Annotated in this window: 15 protein-coding genes and 1 pseudogene; 6 read left to right on the top strand and 10 right to left on the bottom strand. The window is 72.0% G+C overall.

The window, feature by feature from the left end:
- Positions 1-24 precede the first annotated feature (24 nt).
- Positions 25-300 (bottom strand): hypothetical protein, encoded by a 276-nt coding sequence (locus tag OG892_RS13470; RefSeq protein ID WP_073738332.1) that lies wholly within the window; start codon positions 298-300, stop codon positions 25-27.
- A 327-nt stretch (positions 301-627) separates the two neighbouring features.
- On the opposite strand from OG892_RS13470, the gene OG892_RS13465 reads away from it, so the two are divergent.
- Positions 628-2289 carry a beta-N-acetylhexosaminidase gene (locus OG892_RS13465; RefSeq protein WP_328866990.1) on the top strand — a complete coding sequence of 554 codons (1662 nt, stop codon included), beginning with the start codon at positions 628-630 and terminating at the stop codon, positions 2287-2289.
- A gap of 99 nt (positions 2290-2388) precedes the next feature.
- On the opposite strand, the gene OG892_RS13460 is transcribed toward OG892_RS13465, so the two are convergent.
- The 6 genes from OG892_RS13460 to OG892_RS13435 form a co-directional block, all read right to left on the bottom strand.
- Positions 2389-3384, bottom strand: a complete 996-nt coding sequence (locus OG892_RS13460; RefSeq protein ID WP_371631631.1) for an ABC transporter substrate-binding protein — start codon at positions 3382-3384, stop codon at positions 2389-2391.
- 186 nt (positions 3385-3570) lie between these two features.
- A complete protein-coding gene (locus OG892_RS13455; RefSeq protein WP_371629271.1) occupies positions 3571-4212 on the bottom strand; it encodes a GNAT family N-acetyltransferase in 642 nt (213 codons plus the stop codon).
- 150 nt (positions 4213-4362) lie between these two features.
- Entirely contained in the window at positions 4363-5529 is a 1167-nt protein-coding gene (locus OG892_RS13450; protein ID WP_371629270.1) for an acyl-CoA dehydrogenase family protein, read from the bottom strand.
- Positions 5530-5536: 7 nt separating this feature from the next.
- Positions 5537-6496 carry a hydroxymethylglutaryl-CoA lyase gene (locus tag OG892_RS13445; protein WP_371629269.1) on the bottom strand — a complete coding sequence of 320 codons (960 nt, stop codon included), beginning with the start codon at positions 6494-6496 and terminating at the stop codon, positions 5537-5539.
- On the bottom strand, positions 6493-8574 hold the full coding sequence (locus tag OG892_RS13440; RefSeq protein WP_371629268.1) for a biotin carboxylase N-terminal domain-containing protein: 2082 nt from the start codon (positions 8572-8574) through the stop codon (positions 6493-6495). The genes OG892_RS13445 and OG892_RS13440 overlap by 4 nt, the downstream gene beginning before the upstream one ends.
- A gap of 13 nt (positions 8575-8587) precedes the next feature.
- Positions 8588-10210, bottom strand: coding sequence for a carboxyl transferase domain-containing protein (locus OG892_RS13435; RefSeq protein WP_328866994.1), 1623 nt, complete (start codon positions 10208-10210; stop codon positions 8588-8590).
- Positions 10211-10306: 96 nt separating this feature from the next.
- Between OG892_RS13435 and OG892_RS13430 the strand changes: the two genes are divergently transcribed.
- From OG892_RS13430 to OG892_RS13420, 3 genes are all read left to right on the top strand, one after another.
- Positions 10307-11125 carry a TetR/AcrR family transcriptional regulator gene (locus OG892_RS13430; protein ID WP_371629267.1) on the top strand — a complete coding sequence of 273 codons (819 nt, stop codon included), beginning with the start codon at positions 10307-10309 and terminating at the stop codon, positions 11123-11125.
- Positions 11126-11253: 128 nt separating this feature from the next.
- Complete coding sequence (locus OG892_RS13425; protein WP_371629266.1) at positions 11254-12687, top strand: glycosyltransferase; 1434 nt, start codon at positions 11254-11256, stop codon at positions 12685-12687.
- Positions 12688-12756: 69 nt separating this feature from the next.
- Positions 12757-14256 (top strand): DUF6056 family protein, encoded by a 1500-nt coding sequence (locus OG892_RS13420; protein WP_371629265.1) that lies wholly within the window; start codon positions 12757-12759, stop codon positions 14254-14256.
- Here the strand turns inward: OG892_RS13420 and OG892_RS13415 are convergent.
- A complete protein-coding gene (locus OG892_RS13415) occupies positions 14216-17185 on the bottom strand; it encodes an acyltransferase family protein (RefSeq protein ID WP_371629264.1) in 2970 nt (989 codons plus the stop codon). The genes OG892_RS13420 and OG892_RS13415 overlap by 41 nt on opposite strands.
- A gap of 13 nt (positions 17186-17198) precedes the next feature.
- Positions 17199-18872, bottom strand: a complete 1674-nt coding sequence (locus OG892_RS13410; protein WP_371629263.1) for a glycosyltransferase family 2 protein — start codon at positions 18870-18872, stop codon at positions 17199-17201.
- A 355-nt stretch (positions 18873-19227) separates the two neighbouring features.
- Here OG892_RS13410 and OG892_RS13405 point away from each other — a divergent pair, with 355 nt between their 5' ends.
- Complete coding sequence (locus tag OG892_RS13405; RefSeq protein WP_371629262.1) at positions 19228-20007, top strand: phosphatase; 780 nt, start codon at positions 19228-19230, stop codon at positions 20005-20007.
- Positions 20008-20197: 190 nt separating this feature from the next.
- Positions 20198-20329: pseudogene (locus OG892_RS13400) on the top strand (DoxX family protein); the annotation flags it as partial.
- A gap of 72 nt (positions 20330-20401) precedes the next feature.
- Here the strand turns inward: OG892_RS13400 and OG892_RS13395 are convergent.
- The gene (locus OG892_RS13395; protein ID WP_371629261.1) at positions 20402-21439 is read right to left on the bottom strand and encodes a cation diffusion facilitator family transporter; all 1038 of its coding nucleotides are present in this window, start codon (positions 21437-21439) and stop codon (positions 20402-20404) included.
- Between the last annotated feature and the right edge of the window lie 4 nt (positions 21440-21443).

The following is a 21443-nucleotide window of genomic DNA, read 5'->3' as shown; positions in this document are numbered from 1 at the left end:
TGGTTGCCCGGTGCCGGGCCGGTCTCAGCCGTAGACGATGCGGCGCAGCTGACGGAGCGACAGCTCCGGCGGTGCGACCGCCCGGTGCGGCAGCTCGGCCGCGATCCGTTCGAAGATCTCCGTGTTGACCAGGCCACCGGACTGCAGTTCGCGGTGGCGGCGGCGGACGAAGTCCTCGGTCGTCTCGTCGAAGTACGCCAGCACGTCGAGGATCACCCGGGAGGCCTCGCCGCGCTGGAGCGCGGTGCTGCGCACCAGGTGGTCAATGAGGTCGTCGTACGACGAGCGGCGTTCGAGCACTCGTCGATACTGCGATGGAAGGGGCTCCAGCGCAACAATTCTGCCCGATATCGGGCAGGACTCGGGGCGAGTGGCCCTGTATCTGTGATCAGTGGAGGTTTCGGGCGCCTCCGACCGGCGCGCTGTGACACCCGGTCGTTCGCGTGACGGACGGGGCCGCCGGGATGAATTCGGCCATAAGCCGCGGGGCGTCGGCCACGTTCCGGCACGGGCAACGCGGGGAAGTGGTCTACACCTTGACCATCCATTGGGTAAGCGGTACGCATGGCGACGGTTCGGTTGGTCAGGAGATCCGCAGATGTGACCCCGTAGAAAGGGACCCGGCTTGTGAGACTGCACACCGCGCGGCGCAGTGCTCTTCCCCGTGCTCTACCCCGTCTTCTCGGCTCGCTGCTGCTCATCGGCGCGGCCGGTGTCTCCACCGCGTGCGCGGCGCCCACGGCGTCCGCGGCGGGCAGCGAGGCGGCGGTCCTGGCGCCGAGACCCCTCGGCCAGCTCGTGCCCGTCCCCGCCTCTGTGCGACCGGGCGGCTCCCCGTACTCCCTCAACGACGGCACCCGGATCCGGGTCGACGGCTCGTCCGGCGAGGCCCGCAGGATCGGCGAGTACCTGGCGGGCGTGCTGCGCCCGTCCACGGGCTACGCCCTGCCGGTCACCACCAAGGACGGCACCGACGGCATCCGGCTCCGGCTCGGCTCCCGCGACAGCAAGCTGGGCGCGGAGGGGTACACCCTGACCTCCGGGCGGGGCTCCGTCACCATCACCGCCCGGAAGCCGGCAGGGCTCTTCCACGGCGTCCAGACGCTGCGTCAGCTGCTGCCGGCCCGGATCGAGTCGGACAGCCGCCAGAAGGGCCCCTGGAGCGTCGCGGGCGGCAGTGTGACCGACGCGCCGCGCTACGGCTACCGGGGCGCGATGCTCGACGTCTCGCGGCACTTCTTCTCGGTCACCGAGGTCAAGCGGTACATCGACCAGCTCGCGCTGTACAAGATCAACACGTTCCATCTGCACCTCTCCGACGACCAGGGCTGGCGGATCGCCATCGACTCCTGGCCGAAGCTGGCCACGTACGGCGGCTCGACGGAGGTCGGCGGCGGGACCGGCGGCTACTACACCAAGAGCCAGTACAAGGAGATCGTGAACTACGCGGCCTCCCGATACCTGGAGGTGGTGCCGGAGATCGACATGCCCAGCCACACCAACGCCGCTCTCGCCTCGTACGCCGAGCTGAACTGCGACGGCGTCGCGCCGCCGCTCTACACGGGCATCGAGGTCGGCTTCAGCTCGCTGTGCGCGGGCAAGGACGTCACGTACGACTTCATCGACGACGTCCTCGGCGAAGTGGCCGCGCTGACCCCCGGCAGGTACCTCCACATCGGCGGTGACGAGGCGCACTCCACCAGCCACGAGGACTACGCCAAGATCATGAACCGCGCGCAGGCCACCGTCGGCAAGTACGGCAAGACCGTGATGGGCTGGCACCAGATCACCGGGGCCACCCCGGTCAAGGGCGCGGTCGCCCAGTACTGGGGCTACGACAAGACGTCCGCCGCGGACCGGCAGCAGGTGGTGGACGCCGCGAAGAACGGCACCAGGCTGGTGATGTCGCCGGCCGACCGGGTGTACCTGGACATGAAGTACAACGACCAGACCGTACTGGGCCTGAAGTGGGCCGGTCTGGTCGAGGTCCAGCGCTCCTACGACTGGGACCCGGGGACCTATCTCGCCGGTGCTCCGGCGGACGCGGTGCTGGGCGTCGAGGCGCCGATCTGGGCGGAGACCCTGACGGACAGCGACGACATCGACGCGATGGCGTTCCCGCGGCTGCCCGGGGCGGCGGAGCTGGGCTGGTCCCCGGCGGCGACGCACGACTGGGACACGTACAAGCTGCGGCTGGCGGCGCTCGGGCCGCGGTTCACGGCGATGGGGATCGACTACTACCGGTCGCCGCAGGTGCCGTGGCCGGCGGAGTCGGCTTCGGCGGGCTGACACGAGGTGACCGACCGTCCGGCGGTGGAGGCGCTGTCCTCCACCGCCGGACGGGCGAAACCCGCACCCCGTTGTCGACCGGAGTGCCCGATTCCGGGGTCAGGCGGCCTTCTTGGTGACCTTCTTTGCGTCCTCGATGGCCTTCGCGAGGTCTTCGAGGATCGGCGCGCACTTGTCGTAGCTGAAGATCGGCTCGGTGGTACGGGGGATGACCTGGCCGGCCTTGACGGCGGGCAGCTGCGTCCAGGTCGGCTTGGAGGTCAGGGCGCCGGGCTGGAGCGCGGAGGACCGGTTGTCCATCATGATGATGTCGGCCCGGTACTTGTCGACGTTCTCCCAGCTCAGCTCCTCGAAGAAGCCCGCCGAGTTCACCTTCGGCTCGACGAACTTCACCCCCAGCTCCTGGAAGTACAGGGTGTCGGCGGCGGTCTTCGCGAGCGTGACGTAGAAGAGGTCCTGGCTGGCCGAGCCGATCAGGACCTTGATGTTCGGCTTGGACTTCGCGGCGGCGCGCAGCCGGGCCGCCGCCTTCTCGAAGCGGGCCTTGGCGTCCGTGACCGCCTTGGCCTTGAGGTCGGCGCCGAGCGACGCGGCGAGGTCCTCGTGGCGCTGGATGGCCTTGGGGATCGTGGTCTGCGCGGCCCACAGGGCGACGCTCGGGGCCAGCTTCAGGATCTTGTCCTTGGACTGGTCCGGCACGTACCAGAGGGCGTCCTTCTCCCACATCGCGGTGACCAGCAGCTCCGGGCCGAGCGCCGCGTACTTCTCGACGTTGAACTCGCCCCAGACGTTGCCGAGGATCTCGACCTTGCTGATGTCCAGGTCGCCGGCCTGCACATCGGCCTTGCCGTCCTTGGTCTTCGTGGGGCCGAAGACGGCCTTGACCTCGACGCCGTAGTCGTGGAGGGCGGCGGCGACCCCGGTGAAGGCGACGATGTTCTTCGGGACCGACTTGGCCTCCGCGGTCTTCCCCCGGTCGTCCTTGAAGCTCCACGGCCCCGCGTCCGCGCTCCTGGAGCCGCCGGAACCCGTGTCCTTCCCGTCGCTGTCGCCGCAGGCGGCGAGCACGGCGCCGAGACCTACGGCGCCGCCCATGGCCAGCAGGCCACGGCGGGTGGGGCGGGACGGACGGGCAGTGCGCATGACAGGTTCCACTTTCGTACGGGCCGGGGACCGGCCTTGAGCCGGTCCCGAGGAAGGTTAGCCTAACCTTCTGTGCGGCTGACCGGCCGGACCGCCCGAGCCCGCCCGGTCAGCGCTCCGCCACCGCCCCCGCCGGTCTCACCCGCCGAACTGCGCACGGCACCCGTCGAGCCCCTCCACCGTGACGTCGACGGCGCGGTGCTCCTCCCACCGCTCGCGCTCCAGCCGCAGCCGTTGCAGCGTGACGGGGGCGCCGCGCAGGGCGGCGGTCTCCAGCCCGTCCGGCAGGTAGCCGAGCCGCCGCGAGACGCCGAGCGAGCGCGGGTTGTCCGTCATCGCGGACGAGACCGCCGTACGGGCCCCGAGTCCTGCGAAGGCGAGATGGAGCGCGGCGCCCCGCATCTCGGTGCCGATGCCCCGCCCCTGGTACGCGAGCCCCAGCCAGGACCCGGTGCTCACCTCACCGGTCACCGCGAAGTCCTTCGCCATCACGTCCTGCCGCCCGACCACCCGGCCCTCGTGCAGCACCGCGAGGCTCAACGACCAGTCCCGCTCAGACCAGTTGGCGACGGAGGCCAGCACGTGCTGGAACACCGCCCGGCCGCGCCCGGCGGGCGAGGCGTCGGTCCAGGGGACGGTGAACGGCATGGCGTCCGGGGCGTGCACCCCGTCGGCGGCGACCGAGGCCAGCTCGTCCAGCAGCTCCAGGTCCGGGAGGCGGAGCTCCAGTCGGGGAGTGCGGATGCGGAGCCCGTACAGGGGCCAGTGCTGCGGCTTCATGGACGAACACTGCCGGGGGTGGGGTCGCCGGTGTCGAACGAATTGCGGACCCGGCCGGAGCTCGGCGCGGGGGCTCTCGTCGCCCGAGTAGGCGCCGCGGCGTGTCGGGTCATGATCAGGGGCCCGGCCTCTCCCGTGTCGTCCCCCGTCTCAGCCCGGCAGCCCCAGCTCGCGGGCGATCAGCATCCGCTGGACCTCGCTGGTGCCCTCGCCGATCTCCAGGATCTTGGAGTCGCGCCACATCCGGGCCACCGGGTACTCGTTCATGAAGCCGTAGCCGCCGTGGATCTGGGTCGCCTCGCGGGCGTTGTCCACCGCGACGGTCGAGGAGTACAGCTTGGCGATCGCCGCCTCCTTCTTGAACGGCTCGTCCGCCAGCAGCCGGGAGGCCGCGTCGCGCCAGCCGATGCGGGCCATGTGGGCCCGCATCTCCATGTCCGCGATCTTGAACTGGATCGCCTGGTTGGCGCCGATCGGCTTTCCGAAGGCGTGCCGCTCGGCGGCGTACTTCACCGACTCGTCCACACAGCCCTGCGCGAGGCCCGTCGACAGGGCCGCGATGGCGATCCGGCCCTCGTCCAGGATCCGCAGGAACTGCGCGTAGCCGCGGCCCTCCTCGCCCAGGAGGTTCGCCGCCGGGACGCGGACGTCGGTGAAGGACAGCTCGCGGGTGTCCGAGGCGTTCCAGCCGACCTTGGAGTACGGGGCGGCGACCGTGAAGCCGGGGGTGCCGGAGGGGACGATGATCGCGGAGATCCGGGGACGGCCGTCCTCCTTGCGGCCCGTCACCGCCGTCACCGTGACCAGTTCGGTGATGTCCGTGCCGGAGTTGGTGATGAAGCACTTGGAGCCGTTGATCACCCACTCGTCCGTGGCCTCGTCCAGCACCGCCGTCGTCCGGGTGCCGCCCGCGTCGGAGCCGCCGTTCGGCTCGGTCAGGCCGAACGCGCCGAGCGCCTCGCCCGCGCAGAGCCTGGGCAGCCACTGCCGCTTCTGCTCCTCCGTCCCGAAGCGGAACACCGGCATCGCACCCAGCGAGACCCCGGCCTCCAGGGTGATCGCCACCGAGGAGTCGACCCGGGCCAGCTCCTCCAGCGCGATCCCGAGCGCGAGGTAGTCGCCGCCCATCCCGCCGTACTCCTCCGGGAACGGCAGCCCGAACAGGCCCATCCGCCCCATCTCGCGCACGATCTCGTACGGGAACTCGTGGCGCTCGTAGAAGTCACCGATCTTCGGTGCGACCACGTCGTGCGCGAACGCCTCGACGGTGCGGCGCAGTTCCTCGTGTTCGGCGGTCAGCCGGTGGTCCAGGGACATCGGGAATTCACTGCTCCTTGTGGGAGAGGGCACGGACGGTGCGGGACGGGCTGGGTCGGCCCAGTTGTTCGGCGAGCCACACGCTGGTGGCGGTGAGCGCGTCGAGGTCGACCCCGGTTTCGATGCCGAGGCCGTCGAGCATCCACACGAGATCCTCGGTGGCGAGATTGCCGGTCGCGCTCTTCGCGTACGGGCAGCCGCCGAGACCGCCCGCCGAGGCGTCCACGGTGGTGACGCCGTGCCGGAGCGCGGCCAGGGTGTTGGACAGGGCCTGCCCGTACGTGTCGTGGAAGTGCACCCCGATCGTGTCCGTGGGCACCCCCGCCACGTTCAGAGCGGACAGCAGCGCCCGTACGTGGCCCGGCGTGGCGACGCCGATGGTGTCCCCGAGCGACAGCTCGTCGCAGCCGAGGTCCAGCAGCGCCCTGGCCACCCGGACGACCTGGGGGACCGGTACGGCCCCCTCCCACGGGTCGCCGAAGCACATCGACAGGTAGCCGCGCACATGCACCCGGTCCGCCTTGGCGCGGGTTACGACGGGCTCGAACATGGCGAGCGACTCGTCGACGGTGCGGTTGAGGTTGCGGGCCGCGAACGTCTCCGTGGCCGAGCCGAAGACGGCGATCCGGCGGGCGCCGAGCGCGAGTGCCCGGTCCAGCCCCCGTTCGTTCGGCACCAGGACGGGAAGTGCCACGTCGCCCACGTCCCCGATGTCGCCGAGGAGGGGGAAGAGATCCTCTGCGTCGGCCAGTTGGGGAACCCACTTGGGGTGGACGAAGCTCGTCGCCTCGATCGTGGAGAGCCCGGCGACCGCGAGGCGGCGGATGAACTCCGCCTTGACCTCGGTCGGCACGACGGCCTTCTCGTTCTGGAGTCCGTCGCGGGCGCCGACCTCGTGGATCCGGATCCGGGCGGGCAGGCCCGGATCGGGGACGGTCATCGGCAGGGTGCGGGCGGTCGTCGTCATGCTTCCTCCCCGGCGGCGGCCACGGGGGTGACCACGGCCAGTACCTGGTCCATGGCGACCGTGGTCCCGGCCGTGACGTCGAGTTCGGTGACGGTGCCGGCGTGCGGGGCCGAGATGACGTGCTCCATCTTCATCGCCTCCACCACCAGCAGGCTCTGCCCGGCCGCGACCTCGTCCCCGACGGCCACCTTCACCACCGTGACGGTGCCGGGCATCGGTGCGGCCAGGGTGTCGGCCCCGGAGCGGGCGGCGCCGGTCAGCGACGCCTCCACCGGGTCGTGGTCCCGGACGTGCCAGGTGTCGCCGTCCCGGCCGAACCAGCGGCCCTCCGGGGACGCGGCGTGTGCGAACGCGTGGGTGACACCGGCCAGTTCGAGGGTGACCCGGCGTTCGTCCGCCGTGATGATCCTGGCCGTCTCCGCGCTGCCGGGCAGCGGGCCCAGCGGACCGCAGCTGCCCGAGTCGGGGGCCGGTGGGCGCGCGCCCTCGCCGATGTGGCCGAAGGTCAGCTCGGTGGCCGCGCCGCACGGACGCAGGCCCACCTGCACCGGTTCGTGGCCGGGGATGTGGAAGTGGTGCGGCGTGCGGGCCGGGGTGCCGCCGAGGCGCCAGCCGTCTCCGGCCGAGAACGGGTCGGTCCAGGTGCGCGGGCCCGGGGCGGGTGCGGGGGAGTGCTGCCGCAGCAGCGCGGCGGCCGCGTACACCTCCTCCGGCACCCCGTCCGGCACCAGCGTGTCCACCTCGCGCTCCACCAGGCCGGTGTCGAGGTCGCCCGCCACCACCGCCGGGTGGCCGAGGAGGCGGCGCAGGAAGCCCGCGTTGGTCGGGACGCCCAGCACCACCGTGTCCGCGAGCGCCGCCCGCAGCCGGCGCAGGGCCGTGGCCCGGTCGGGGCCGTACGCGATCACCTTCGACAGCATCGGGTCGTACAGGCTGCCGACCTCGCCGCCCTCGCCGAGCCCCGAGTCCGTCCGCACCCCGCCGCCCTGCGGCTCGTGCAGCGCCAGCACCGTGCCGCCCGAGGGGAGGAAGCCGCGGGCCGGGTCCTCGGCGCAGACCCGGGCCTCGACCGCGTGCCCGGTGAGGGTGATGTCCTGCTGGGCGTAGGGGAGTTGTTCGCCCGACGCGACCCGTAGCTGCCACTCGACCAGGTCGAGGCCGGTGATCAGCTCGGTCACCGGGTGCTCCACCTGGAGGCGGGTGTTCATCTCCATGAAGCAGTACGCGGCCGGGTCGCCGCCCGGCACGATGAACTCCACCGTGCCCGCGCCGACATAGCCGCAGGAGCGGGCGGCCCGCACGGCGGCCTCGCCCATCGCCGCCCGGGTCGACTCGTCGAGCAGGACGGAGGGCGCCTCCTCGATGATCTTCTGGTGGCGGCGCTGGAGCGAGCACTCGCGCTCCCCGAGGTGCACGACGTTGCCGTGCCCGTCCGCCAGGACCTGGATCTCGATGTGGCGCGGCCGGTCGATCCACCGCTCCACGAGCAGGGTGTCGTCCCCGAAGGAGGCGCGCGCCTCGCGCCGGGCCGCCGCGATCTCCTCGGTGAGCAGCGCCGCGTCGTGGACCAGCCGCATGCCCTTGCCGCCGCCGCCCGCCGAGGGCTTCAGCAGCACCGGCATGCCGATCTCGCGTGCCGCGTCGGCCAGTTGGCCGTCGGTCAGGGCGCTTCCGGTGGAGCCGGGGACGACCGGGACGCCGGCCGCCGCGACCGTCTCCTTGGCCCGGATCTTGTCGCCCATCAGCGCGATGGCGGCGGCGGGCGGCCCGATGAAGACCAGGCCCGCGTCCGCGCACGCCTGGGCGAAGCCCGCGTTCTCCGCGAGGAAGCCGTAGCCGGGGTGGACGGCCTGCGCGCCGGTGCGGCGGGCCGCCTCAAGCAGCCGGTCCACCGAGAGGTAGCTCTCGGATGCCGGGGCGGGGCCGATCCGTACCGCCGTATCGGCCTCCCGTACGTGCCGGGCGTCCGCGTCCGCGTCGCTGAAGACGGCGACCGAGCGCACCCCCAGCTCGCGCAGCGTCCGGATGACCCGGACCGCGATCTCGCCGCGGTTGGCGACGAGGACAGTGTCGAACATCGTCATTTCTTCCTCACATCCGGAAGACGCCGAAACCGGGCTGCGTCTGATCCTTCTGGCCCAGCGGGGCGTTGGCGCAGGCGGTCAGGGCGAGCCCCAGCACCTGCCGGGTCTCCATCGGGTCGATCACACCGTCGTCCCAGAGCCGGGCGGTGGCGTAGTACGCGTTGCCCTGGGTCTCGTACTGCTCGCGGATCGGGGCCTTGAAGGACTCCTCCTCCTCGGCGCTCCAGCCGTCGCCCAGCTGGTCGCGCTTGACCGTGGCGAGGACGGACGCGGCCTGCTCGCCGCCCATGACCGAGATCTTGGCGTTGGGCCACATCCACAGGAACCGGGGGCTGTAGGCCCGGCCGCACATCGAGTAGTTGCCCGCGCCGTAGGAGCCGCCGACCACCACGGTCAGTTTCGGCACCCGGGTGCAGGCGACGGCGGTGACCATCTTCGCGCCGTGCTTGGCGATGCCGCCGGCCTCGTAGTCGCGGCCGACCATGAAGCCGGAGATGTTCTGCAGGAAGACCAGCGGGATGCCGCGCTGGTCGCACAGCTCGATGAAGTGCGCGCCCTTCTGCGCGGACTCGGAGAACAGGATGCCGTTGTTGGCGACGATCCCGACCGGGTGGCCGTGGATGTGCGCGAAGCCGGTGATCAGCGTCGTGCCGTACTCGGCCTTGAACTCCGCGAACCGCGATCCGTCGACGACCCGGGCGATCACCTCCCGTACGTCGTACGGGGTGCGCGAGTCGACCGGGACGGCCCCGTACAGACCGGCGGGGTCCACCTTCGGCTCGTCGGCCGGCTGCACGGACCACGGCAGGGCGCCCCGGTCCGGCAGGGTGGCCACGATGTTCCGCACGATCCGCAGCGCGTGCGCGTCGTCCTCCGCGAGGTGGTCGGTGACCCCGGAGGTGCGGGAGTGGACCTCGCCGCCGCCCAGCTCCTCCGCCGTCACGACCTCGCCGGTCGCGGCCTTCACCAGCGGGGGCCCGCCCAGGAAGATCGTGCCCTGGTTCCGGACGATCACGGCCTCGTCGCTCATCGCGGGGACGTACGCCCCGCCGGCCGTGCAGGAGCCGAGCACCGCCGCGATCTGCGGAATCCCGGCCCCTGACATCCGGGCCTGGTTGTAGAAGATCCGCCCGAAGTGCTCCCGGTCCGGGAACACCTCGTCCTGCATCGGCAGGAACGCGCCGCCCGAATCCACCAGGTACAGGCAGGGGAGCCGGTTCTCCAGCGCCACCTCCTGGGCCCGCAGATGCTTCTTCACGGTCATCGGGTAGTACGTGCCGCCCTTGACGGTCGCGTCATTGGCGACGATCACGCACTCCCGGCCGCTGACCCGGCCGATCCCCGCGATCACCCCGGCGGCCGGTGCCGAACCCCCGTACAGCCCCTCGGCCGCCAGCGGGGCCAGCTCAAGGAAGGGCGAGCCCGGATCGAGCAGGGTGTCCACCCGCTCCCGGGGCAGCAGCTTGCCGCGCGCCACATGCCGGGCGCGGGCCTTCTCACCCCCGCCGAGCCTGGCCGTCGCGAGCCGCTTGCGCAGCTCGTCGGTGAGCGCGTGATGTGCCGCCTCGTTGGCCTGCCAGGCCTCGGAGGCGGGATCGGCCGCGCTCGCCAGCACCGGTGCCTGCTGCATCCTGTCGAGCCCCCTTGCCCGTACCGCTGTGTTAGTGAGCGTTAACGTCAGCCACAGGTTAACGACCGCTAACGCGCCTGTCTAGAATGATTGGTCATGAGCACCCATGCCGCCGCCCGCGTCGCGGCTCCCACCCGCCGTGAGCAGATCCTCAAGGAGGCCGCGCGCCTCTTTGCCGAGCGCGGCTTCCACGGCGTCGGCGTCGACGAGATAGGCGCCGCCGTCGGTATCAGCGGCCCCGGCCTCTACCGCCACTTCCCCGGCAAGGACGCGATGCTCGCGGAGCTGCTGGTCGGTATCAGCGAACGGCTGCTGGCCGGCGGCGAGCTGCGCGTCTCCGAGGACGCGGCCTCCCGGGACGGTTCGCACGAGGCGCTGCTGGACGCGCTCATCGCGGGCCACATCGACTTCGCGCTCGACGACCGCCCCCTGATCACCCTCCACGACCGGGAGCTGGACCGGCTGCGGGACACCGACCGCAAACGGGTGCGCCGGCTCCAGCGGCAGTACGTGGAGGTGTGGGTCGGCGTCGTCCGCGGCCTCTACCCGAACCTCCCCGAGCACGAGGCGCGCGCCGCCGTGCACGCCGTCTTCGGCCTGCTGAACTCGACCCCGCATCTGGGTCCTGTGCGGAGTTCCAGCGCGGGAGAAGGAGCGGCGTCTGGTGCCGTCGGATCCAAGGCGGAGAAGGGAGTCGACGCGGAGCGTCGGCGACCGACGACAACGCCGGAGACGGCGGTGCCAGACGCCGCGACGCCGCGGGGGGACTCCGCACAGGACCTGGGGCGCCCCGGCGCGCTGCCCGACCGTACGGACACCGCCGCGCTGCTGCACCGGCTGGCCCGGGGCGCCTTCGACGCGGCGGGCGGTGCGTGGACGGCACCGGACGGCCTTACGGAACAGGCCGACGGATAGCCCGCCCCGGGCCACCGGTCGCGAATCCTTACCGACTTTTCCCCACGACTCCCATTCGCCTGAGTTGTTTCTGCAGGGTGCGGACATAGGCTTCGGAGCGGTCGCGTCCGCGCCTGATGGGGAATTGAATGAAAAACTGCCAGGTATCGATCGTCGTCCCCTGTTATAACGAGGAAGAGGCCGTCAAGGCGTTTCACCACGCGCTGGTCACCGCCCTCGAACCGACCGGGCAGAGTTTCGAGGTCTGCTACGTCGACGACGGCAGCGAGGATCTCACCCGCGCCGAACTGATCCGCCTGGCAGCCGTCGACGAACGGGTCCGGTACACCGCCTTCAGCCGTAATTTCGGCAAGGAGGCCGCCATGCTCGCCGGACTCCGGATGTCCTGCGGGGACTCGGTGGTGCTCATGGACGCCGACCTCCAGCACCCGCCCGAACTCCTGCCCCGCATGATGGAGTTGAGCGGGCACGGATACGACCAGGTGATCGCCCGGCGCGACCGCGACGGCGAGGGAGCCCTGCGTTCGTACGCGAGCCGCTGCTACTACCGCGTCATGGGGCACTTCATGGACGTCTCGGTGGTCGACGGCGAGGGGGACTTCCGGCTGCTGTCCCGCCGTGCGGTCGACAGCGTCCTCGCGCTCCCCGAGTCCAACCGGTTCTCCAAGGGGATCTTCTCCTGGATCGGCTTCGACACCACCAGCTTCACCTATCACAACGCCCAGCGGGTGGCCGGACGCTCGAAGTGGGGCAGCAGGCGGCTGCTCAACTACGGCATCGACGGACTGATCTCCTTCAACAACCGCCCCCTGCGCCTCGCCGTCTACGCCGGCCTCCTGATGGCCCTGGCCGCGATGGGGTACGCCCTGTGGATCATCGTGGAGGTGGCACGCCACGGGGTGGGGGTCCCCGGATACGCCTCCCTGCTCACCGCGGTCGTGGCACTCGGCGGGATCCAGCTGGCCACGCTCGGCATCGTCGGTGAGTACGTCGGCCGGATCTACTGCGAGACGAAGAACCGCCCGCACTACCTGATCCGGGAGACCAGCGAACAGCCCGCCCCCGCCCCTCCCGCCGCACCGGAGCGGCCGTTACGGGTGAGAGGCGGCGGCGCGAGCGCCTTCGGCAGCGGCCGTTCGCGGACCGTGCGCCAATTCATCACCTTCGCCATGATCGGCGTCGTCAATACCGCGGTCTATCTGAGCGTCTACGCGACACTCAACCACTGGATTCCCTATCTGACCGCCCATGTCATCGGCTATTGCGTCAGCATTGTCGGCTCCTTCCTGCTCAACTCCTACATCACCTGCCGGACGAGTCCGACGTGGCGGGCCTTCGTCCGCTTTCCGCTGTCGAGTCTCGTCAATCTCGTCCTTTCCGGGGCGCTGCTCTATGTCGGAGTGAGCCATCTGGGCATGGGAAAGAACATCGCCGCGCTGACCGCCGGAATTCTCGCCACCCCGTTCTCCTTCGTGATCGCCCGGTGGGCCATCACCTCCGGCGCGGCCGTCTCCCAGCCGGAACCACTGCCCGGCGGCCGCACCGGCCGCCCCGGCGACTGACCCCGCACACAGCGCCCGCGGCACGGCCCCCGTACGCAGCGGCACCGCACGAAGGGAACCGGCACATCCATGACCGCGGAACCATCCGGAACGGCGGGCGGCGTACGGCCCCCGAGGACACCGGGGCCCCGGCAGCCGCTCTGGGCGGCCGTGCTCACGGTGTTCCCGCTCGCCCTGCTCGCCGCGTCCTTCTGGATCGGCCGGCTGGTGCGGCCGGGCGGCGACGACTGGTGCTTCCTGCCCGTCCTGCGCGACGACGGCGTCTCCGGCATGATCGGGAAGTTCTACCTGGACGACAACGGGCGCGTCGCCAACGCCCTGATGGTCGCGCTCTACGGGGCCGGCGGTGTGGCGGGCCACCAGTGGTACGCCACCGTCAGCGGGCTGCTGATCCTCGCCGTGCTGTGGGCGCTGATCCCGGCCGCGCTGCACAGCGCCGGGCGGACCGCGCCGCGCGGAGTGCCGCTGCTCGTCGCGTCGATGACGGCCGCGGTGTTCTTCTTCGCCACCCCCAACACGTACAAGACGTTCTACTGGCCCGCCTCCTCCGTCTCGCACACCGTGGCCCCCGCCCTGGCCGCCGCGGCGGTGATCCCACTGCTGCGGGCCCGGTCGCGCCGGGGGCGGATCCTCGCGCTGTGCGTCGCCGTCGTGGCCGGGCTGTTCATCGGCACCCTCTCGGAGGGGACGTCGATCGTCGCGGGCGTCCTGCTCTGCACCGTGCTGCTGCTCAGCCTCCGGTCGCGGCCCGGACCCGGCCGCCACCGCACCCGGCTCTGGTGCGGCGTCGCGCTGGGCGCCCTGGTGGCGGGGCTGGTCATCATCTACACCTCGCCGGGCTCCCGGCACCGCCGTGACCGGTTCGGCACCGGCGCCACGTCCGTCGTCGACACCGGATCGCTGGCCGACGCGCTGCGGACCTTCGGCGACATCCTGGGGACCGTCCTCACCACCTGGACCTACCTGGGCGCGCTCGCCGTCGGCGTCCTGCTGGGGCTGCTGCTGCGCGAGAGCGGCCCGGCCGCCGACGGGCCCCTGCGCGGCCGTCCGCTGGTTCCGGCCCTGGCGGCGGTGGCGGCGTTCCTGGTGTCCGGGTACCTCTGCACGCTCATCACCCTCCCGGCCTTCGAGCACAACATGATGACGTATGGCACCCGCACCTGGAACGACTACCTCTTCCTGTTCGTGCTGCTCCTCGCCGGACTCGGCGCCCTGCTCGGCAACGCCCTGCGCACCCGCGCGCGGGGCACCGCCGCCGTCCCCCTCGTCACGGGGGCGGCGGCGCTGCTCTGCGCGGCGGTCTGCGTGGGACTGTTCGTTCCGCTGACGGGCCTGGCCCACGACATGGACGTACGGGCCCGCCACTGGGACCGCCAGGACCGGTGGCTGCGCCAGGAGGCGGCCGAGGGCGCACACGTCCTGCCGTACGCACCGGCCTCCGTGGGGCAGATGCGCGACCCGTTCGGGGACCACGGCCGCAGCGCCTGGCCGGCCGTCTGCACGGCGCGGTACTACCACCTGACGCGGATCACCTACTCGACCCGGCCGGTCCCCGGGCCGACACGCTGACCTCCGCCACCCGCATCGGGTGACCGGGCTCCGTCGCGGGACCCGGCGCGGCGCCGTCGGCGGCCGGCAGCGCCCCGCCCATCGCCACGTTCAGGATCAGGAACTGGCCCCGCGTCACCGCCCGCTCCCAGGTGGCCGCGTCCATGCCGGACGCCTTCACCCGGTGGTAGACCCGGCCGTCCAGATACCAGCGAACCTCCCGCGCACCGGGTGCGGTGTCGACCTCCACGGCGTACGAGTGGAACGCGCCGCGACAGCCGGAGCACTTCTGACGCGGCGAGCTGAGCCCCATCGGCTCCTTGCACGGACCGCCGTCCAGGGTGCCGCAGTGCATGGTGCCGAAGACGGCGTCCCGGCCGTTGACGGACTCCATCACGTCGAGCTCACCGATGCCGGGCCAGCCCGTGTACCCGTCGCGCAGCCCGGCGCCCAGGGTCCAGAAGGCCGGCCAGTAGCCGCCCGCCGCCGGGCCCGTGACGTCCGGCAGGGCGATCGACGCCTCGATCCGCAGGACGCCCCCGGGGGGCGGGGCGAAATCGGAGCGCCTGGACTCGATACGGCCCGAGTACCAGCGGCCCTCGCGCCGGGTGGGCACGATCTCCAGTGCCCCCTTCCCGTCGAGGCGGACGTTGTCCGTGGAGTCCGTCATCGTCTCGGTCTCCCCGGTGCCCCACTGCGGGGCCGGGCAGCCCGGATAGCAGGTGCCCCGGTCGTAACTCCAGCGGGACGCGGCCGGGCGGCTGCCCGCGGGGCCGTCGAACTCCTCGTGCAGCAGCCGGGTCCAGCCGCCCGCCGCCGGTGCGCCGGCCCCCATGAGCAGCCGTTCGAGGCGGGGCGCCAGCACCACGGCCGCGGCATCGGTCAGATGGGCGTCGTCCCGGTAGAGCAGGATCCGGTCCAGGACCGCCGGGCAGACGGGCCGCGCGGCCGGGCACAGCACCGAGTTCACCTCCACGGTCCGCACTCCGGGCAGCGTGCCGGCCGCCGCCCCGCGCGCCAGCGGATCGGGCCACCGGGCCTTCTTGGCGTCGAAGGCGCAGGCCGCCGGGTCCGTGAGGTGCCCGGAGACGCACGCCGGGACATCGGTACCCGGCACCGGGGTGTCCTCGATGTAGACCACCGGAACCCCGAGCGCGCGCAGCGGCTTCAGGGTCTTCTCCCAGCCCCTGAGCAGCAGCCGCTGGTCATCGGTGTACCGGTTCAGCGAACCGATCACTATCAGCTCGGGCTTCGGCCCCTCGCGGAGCCGGGCCAGGCTGTCGGCCCGCCAGCTGTCGCACTCGTGGTACGTACGCCCCAACTGCGGGTTCACCACCGGTATTTCGGGCAACGGGCAGCCCTGCTTCACCAGCTCCTGGAGGGCCCAGCCGCGCTTGGCCGCGAGACTGAGCAGCGGCGAGAACCACTGCCCGGCGTGCGAGTCGCCGAGCAGGACGACCCGGTGCGCGCTGTCCGCCGCCCCGAACAGGCAGGGCGGGCTGCTCGTCACGGGCGGCGCCACCTCGCAGGCCCCGTCCGGCGGGAAGCTCTGGCGGGCCTGCACGGGGCTCGGCACCACGGGGCCGCCGGTGAGCGGCGTACCGGTCCTGGCCAGCAGCGTGGGGCCGGCGGCCGCTCCCGGCGGCAGCCCCTTCACGTCGACCGGCGCGGCCGGGCCCAGCAGATGCAGCGTGGTGGTGCCCACGACCAGCGCCAGGACCACCGGTACGAGCACGGCGGCGAGGCCCAGCGACAGCCCCCGCCGGGGCAGTTCGAAGAGCGTACGGCTGTGCCTCAGCGGCCGCTCCACCCAGCGCGCGGTCGCTGCGGCCGGCAGCACGGAGGCCAGCATCAGAGCCGTCCTCGCGGGCCAGTCGAGGTGACCGAAGCGGGCCTCGGCCAGGACGAGCACCGGCCAGTGCCAGAGGTACAGGGTGTACGAGAGCCGGCCGACGGCCCCGGGAGCCCGCATCGCCAGCAGCCGCCCGACCCCGGCCCCCGCCCGGTACCCGGCCGCCTTGTCCGGTCGCCGCCCCGGGGTGCCGGACAGGATGACCGCGGCCGTGGCCAGGGTCGGGACGAGCGCCGCGTATCCGGGGTACGGCGTCGAGGCGTCGTAGCGCAGTACGCACCATACGAGCGCCGCCGCCCCCGCCCACCCGCACAGCAGCCGCAGCGCACGCGGCCCGCGCAGCAGATGCCACGGCAGCAGCGCCAGCAGCGCGCCCGTACCGAACTGCCAGACGCGCGAAGGCGTTCCGAGGTACGCCAGGGAGACGGAGTCGCCCGTCCAGCTCAGCGAGAGTGCGAAGCTGCCGAGCGTCAGCAGGGCGGTGAGAGCGAGCGCCGCCGGCCGCAGCGCACGTCCCCGGCGGGCCGCACGCGCGGCGAGGACCGCGAGCAGGGCGAGCAACGGGGCCCAGCACAGATAGAACTGCTCCTCCACCGCGAGCGACCAGAAGTGCAGCAGCGGGCTCTCGTCCTGCCCGGCTGCGAGATAGTCGGTCCGCTGCTGGACGAACCGCCAGTTGGCCACGGACAGGGCCGCCGCCACCACGTCGTTCTCCAGGCCCGTGCGCCGCAGCGGGACGGTCAGCCACGCCCCGGCCACCGCGACCGCGACCAGCACCACGGCGGCCGAGGGCAGCAGCCGGCGGGCCCGGCGCGCGAAGAACTCACCCAGCCGGATCCGGCCGGTCGTGACGGCCTCCCGCACCAGCAGCCCGGTGATCAGGTAGCCGGATATGACGAAGAAGACGTCCACGCCGACGAAGCCGCCGGCCAGGGCGGGCACGGACGCGTGGAAGGCGAGGACCGACAGGACGGCGAAGGCGCGCACCCCCTCGATATCGGGGCGGAACGCGGGCCTGCGGGGGCCCGTGCCGCCGGGCGGCGGTGCGGGGGCGGCGCTGCTCCCGGACCGGGGGGCGGAAGGGGCGAGGGTGGGCATCGTTCGAGGCCTTTCAGCTCAGCCAGGGCAGCATCGGATCGACCCAGCCGGACGCGAGCAGGGCGGTGAGCAGGAGCGTGACCGTCACGGCCAGCGTTTCGGGCCAGCGTCTGGGCAGCACGGAGCGGCCGCCCCGCCGGGCCGGTGCGGTCCTTCGGGCGGCGGCAGCGGGGCGTAGCTCCCGCACCAGGTCCCTGATCAGGGGAACGTTGATCTGGAACTGCACCAGCAGATAGAGGCCGAGCCCCCAGTTGGGCTCCCAGCCGTTGCGGGCGACGGCGAGGGCGAGGCCGCCCGCCGCCGCCCCGGTGGAGCAGCAGAGCCAGCCGAGCGAGACGAGGACCACCCGCCGCGCCATGGTGCCCGGTTTCCCGCCGCCGGCCCCGGTGGGCACCCACGCCGCGCTGTGGCCGCGCAGGGTGTGCAGGAACGCGGCCCCGGCGGCCACGCTCATCAGGACGTTGGCCCGGATCACCTCGATCCGCCAGCGGGTCCGGCTGATCCGGGGCAGCAGCACGTGCCACAGCCACAGCGGCGCGAGCAGCGGCAGCACGTGCCAGGGCCGGATGTCGTCCGGGTACCAGAACATCATCACCAGCGGCGGCAGCGGGGCCGCGAAGGTGTTCACCACCGTCGTCAGGTAGCCGACGACGCCCTCGTGGAAGCAGAGCCGCATCCGCCAGGGGGCGCCGATCCGTTTCAGGACCGGGGTCCCGATCAGATGCAGGTTGCCCATCGCCCAGCGGTACTGCTGGTTGAGGTAGGAGGCCAGGTTGTCCGGCGAGGTGCCCTTGGCCACCAGCACCGGCACGTACAGGATCCGGAACCCCTGCTCGTACAGGGCGAGTCCGGTGTACAGGTCCTCGCTGTGGTCGAGCCGGGCGAAGCCGCCGGCCAGATCGATGGCGCTGCGCCGGTAGACCGCGTTGCTGCCGCAGCAGATCGCCGCGTCGCTCGCGTCCCGGGACGGCTGGATCCAGCGGAAGAACCACTCCTGGGCCGATCCGGCGGCGCGCTGGATCCACTCCATCGTCCCGTCGGTGTCGAAGCACTGCGGGCTCTGCACGATGCCGACGCCCGGGTCGGCCAGGTACGGCACGAGATGGCGGAGGAAGTCCGGCCGGGGCGCGAAGTCGGCGTCCAGGATGGCGATGTACTCCGCGTGGCTCAGGGTGAGCGCGTGATTGAGGTTGCCCGCCTTCTTCAGCTTCCCCCGGTCGGGCCGTACGACGTAGCGGTAGCCGAAGCGGGCCGCGAGCGCGGCCACGTCGGGGCTGTCCGCGTCGTCGAGCACCCAGACGGTCAGCGCGCCGGGCCAGTCCAGGTCCGCGACGGCCCGGTAGGCGTTCTCCAGGACCGGGAGCGGTTCCCCGCAGGTCGGCAGGTAGAGGTCCACGCCCGGCAGCTCGGCCGGGTGCCAGGCGTGTACGAGCACTTCGTGCGAGCGCCTGGTGAGCCGGCGCTGGCGCAGGCTGTTGACGGAGGAGAGCGCCAGGGCGACGACGTTCAGGGAGAGCACCGCGAGAAAGGCCCACAGGGCGGGGGTGCGCAGGGCGAAGGTGAGCATGGTCGCCGCCGTGAGCACGAAGGCGAGCGAGGAGCTGATGAGTACCCAGCGGCGCTGCGGCCCGAAGTACCAGTAGAGCTCTTCGTCGGACGGAGGTTGAGGTAAGTGATGCACGGTCATAAAGCCCCCACAGATGTGCATGTCCCGGTATCGGGGGACCCACCCTAGCGCCAAAGGTATAGACCAATTGTTCATGATCGAAGTGTGAGACGTCGGTCCGGCGCGGAGGGAGGGGTCCGTGAAACTTCCGGGAGTGGTCTGGACCTATTTCATGATCCCGTCCGGATGGAGCGGAAAGTTCCAGGTCACACATGGGTTAACAGTCACCCAACATCCCGGGAGGGCCATTCGGGGGCTGCGGAACGGCGCTCCCGGCGGACCGTTCGCCTCCCGCAGGCGGCGCGGCGCCTCCGGCCGGCGGCGCGATGCTTCATGCGAACGGCACACTGCGCACACCTGACGGCACAATGGGTTCATGCCGATACCCAGCCGCGCCGCCCTCGTCGAACAGCTCGTCCGTACGCGTATAGCCGGAGACGTCGCCACTCCGCGCGACAACAACCTCTCCCACTACCGCAAGCTAGCCAACGGCGACCGCCACTTCTGGCTGGGCCTGGAGCTGGGCGACCGGTGGCGCGACGAGCAGGACGTGCTGGCCGTGATGGCCGAGCGGTGCGGGGTCAGCGACGACCCGGAGCACCGGTTCGGCCAGGACACCATCGACCCCGAGCTCACCGTCGACGCCCTGGACCGGGCGGCGGCCAGGCTGCGCAAGGCGGCCGACGGCTCGGAGCGGGTGCTGTTCGCCACCGGTCACCCGGGCGGGCTGCTGGACGTCCACCGGCAGACGGCGGCCGCCCTGCGGGCCGCGGGCTGCGAGATCGTCCGGATCCCGTCCGGGCTGATGGCGGACGAGGGCATGGTCTTCCAGTTCGCGGACGTCGCCGTCCAGGAGCGCGGCGCGACGCTCTGGCACACCCACTCCCCGGCCCCGATGGCGGCGATCCTGGACGGCATGGAGCGGGAGGGCCGCCCCATGCCCGACCTGGTCGTCGCCGACCACGGCTGGGCCGGATGCGCGGCGCAGCGCGGGCTGGACGCCATCGGCTACGCGGACTGCAACGACCCGGCGCTGTTCCTGGGGGAGGCCGAGGGCACCCTCCAGGTGGCCGTCCCGCTGGACGACCACGTGCTGGACCCGCGGTTCTACGACCCGATGACGGAGTACCTGCTGGACGCGGCCGGACTGCTCTGACGGTCCGGCGTCGGGTCAGGGCTGCCGGGAGTCGTAGGCGGCCTGGTTCCGCTCGATGCCGGGGTTGTGGTCGACGGCCCACGCGGCCGGCTTCACGGTGGGCCCGATCAGGGGGCGCCCGGTGGCGGTGAGCTCGTACTGATGAGGCAGCTGTCGCGGTACTTCGACATCGGCGGCTCCTGTTCGCTACGGGGCCGCAGGCCTCGTACTGCCGCCCCTCACCGGGATCGCGCCCGGCCTCGCGATGGCGGCGGCGATCGGCCTCAACGTCGCCCTCATCGTGCTCGCCGCGGTGGCGGCCCGGCTCGCCACGACGTGGTGACGGAGGCGGGAGCGACGGCCTGACGGGCCGGACGGCGCAACGCAACCGGTACCGGCCCCCGGTCGGCCCAATTCAGTCCTCCAGGCGGTCGGTGAACAGCCCTCCGCCGTCCCCGTTGCCTTTCCCGTCTCCGGGCCCGACCACCGGATTGCCTCCGGCGGCACGCGCTCGGCGGCGCTGCGCCACCCCGGGCGTCGGGTCCAGATAGACGCGCTGGATCGACGGGTACCGCTCCCGCAACTGCTGCTCCGCCTCCTCGCAGGCCCACTCCACCTGCTCGGCACTGGCCACGTCCCGGAAGTCGACCTTCGCGGCGACCAGGATCTCGGTCGGCCCCTGGATGAGGGTGGTCAGCTCCAGCACCTCGATGATGTGCGGCACCGAGAGCAGTTCCTCCCGCATCCCGGTCCGCATCGACTGCGGGACCGGACGGCCGATCAGCAGCTGGGCGTTCGAACGGCCGAGCACCCAGGCCACGTACACGAGCAGGACGCCGATCAGGACCGAAGCGACCCCGTCCCACACACCCGAGCCGGACAGCTGGCCGCCGAGCAGTCCGCCCGCGGCCAGCAGCAGTCCGGCCAGGGCCGCCGAGTCCTCCATCACCACGGCCTTGACCGCGGTGTCGGGCGTGCGGCGGAAGTAGCGGGCCGGGGCGGCGCCCAGCCGGGCCGCCTCGCCGCGCACCTGGCGCAGCCCGGTGCGCAACGAGAAGCCCTCCAGCAGGAAGGCGATGGCGAGCACGATGTACGAGACGAGCGGATCACCGAGGTCCTCGCCCGCGACCAGGGTGTGCACACCGTCGTAGATCGAGAAGACCGCGCCGCCGACGAAGGTGGCGACGGAGGCGAGCATCGCCCAGATGTACCGCTCGGGGCCGTACCCCAGTGGGTGTTCCTCGTCGGCGGGCTTCTCGCTGCGCTTGAGCGCGGTGAGCAGCAGCACCTCGGTGACGGTGTCGGCGACCGAGTGCGCCGCCTCGGAGAGCATCGCGCTCGATCCGCTGATCAGCCCCGCGACGGCCTTCGCCACGGCGATGCCGAGGTTGGCCAACGCGGCGACGACGACCGTGAACGTGGACTCCCCACCCGCTGATTTCTCGTCACTCATGGTG

The organism is Streptomyces sp. NBC_00341 (genome assembly GCF_041435055.1).
Classification (GTDB): domain Bacteria; phylum Actinomycetota; class Actinomycetes; order Streptomycetales; family Streptomycetaceae; genus Streptomyces.
The sequence above is the reverse complement of the archived record's forward strand: the minus strand, read 5'-3'. Positions and strand labels throughout refer to the sequence as shown.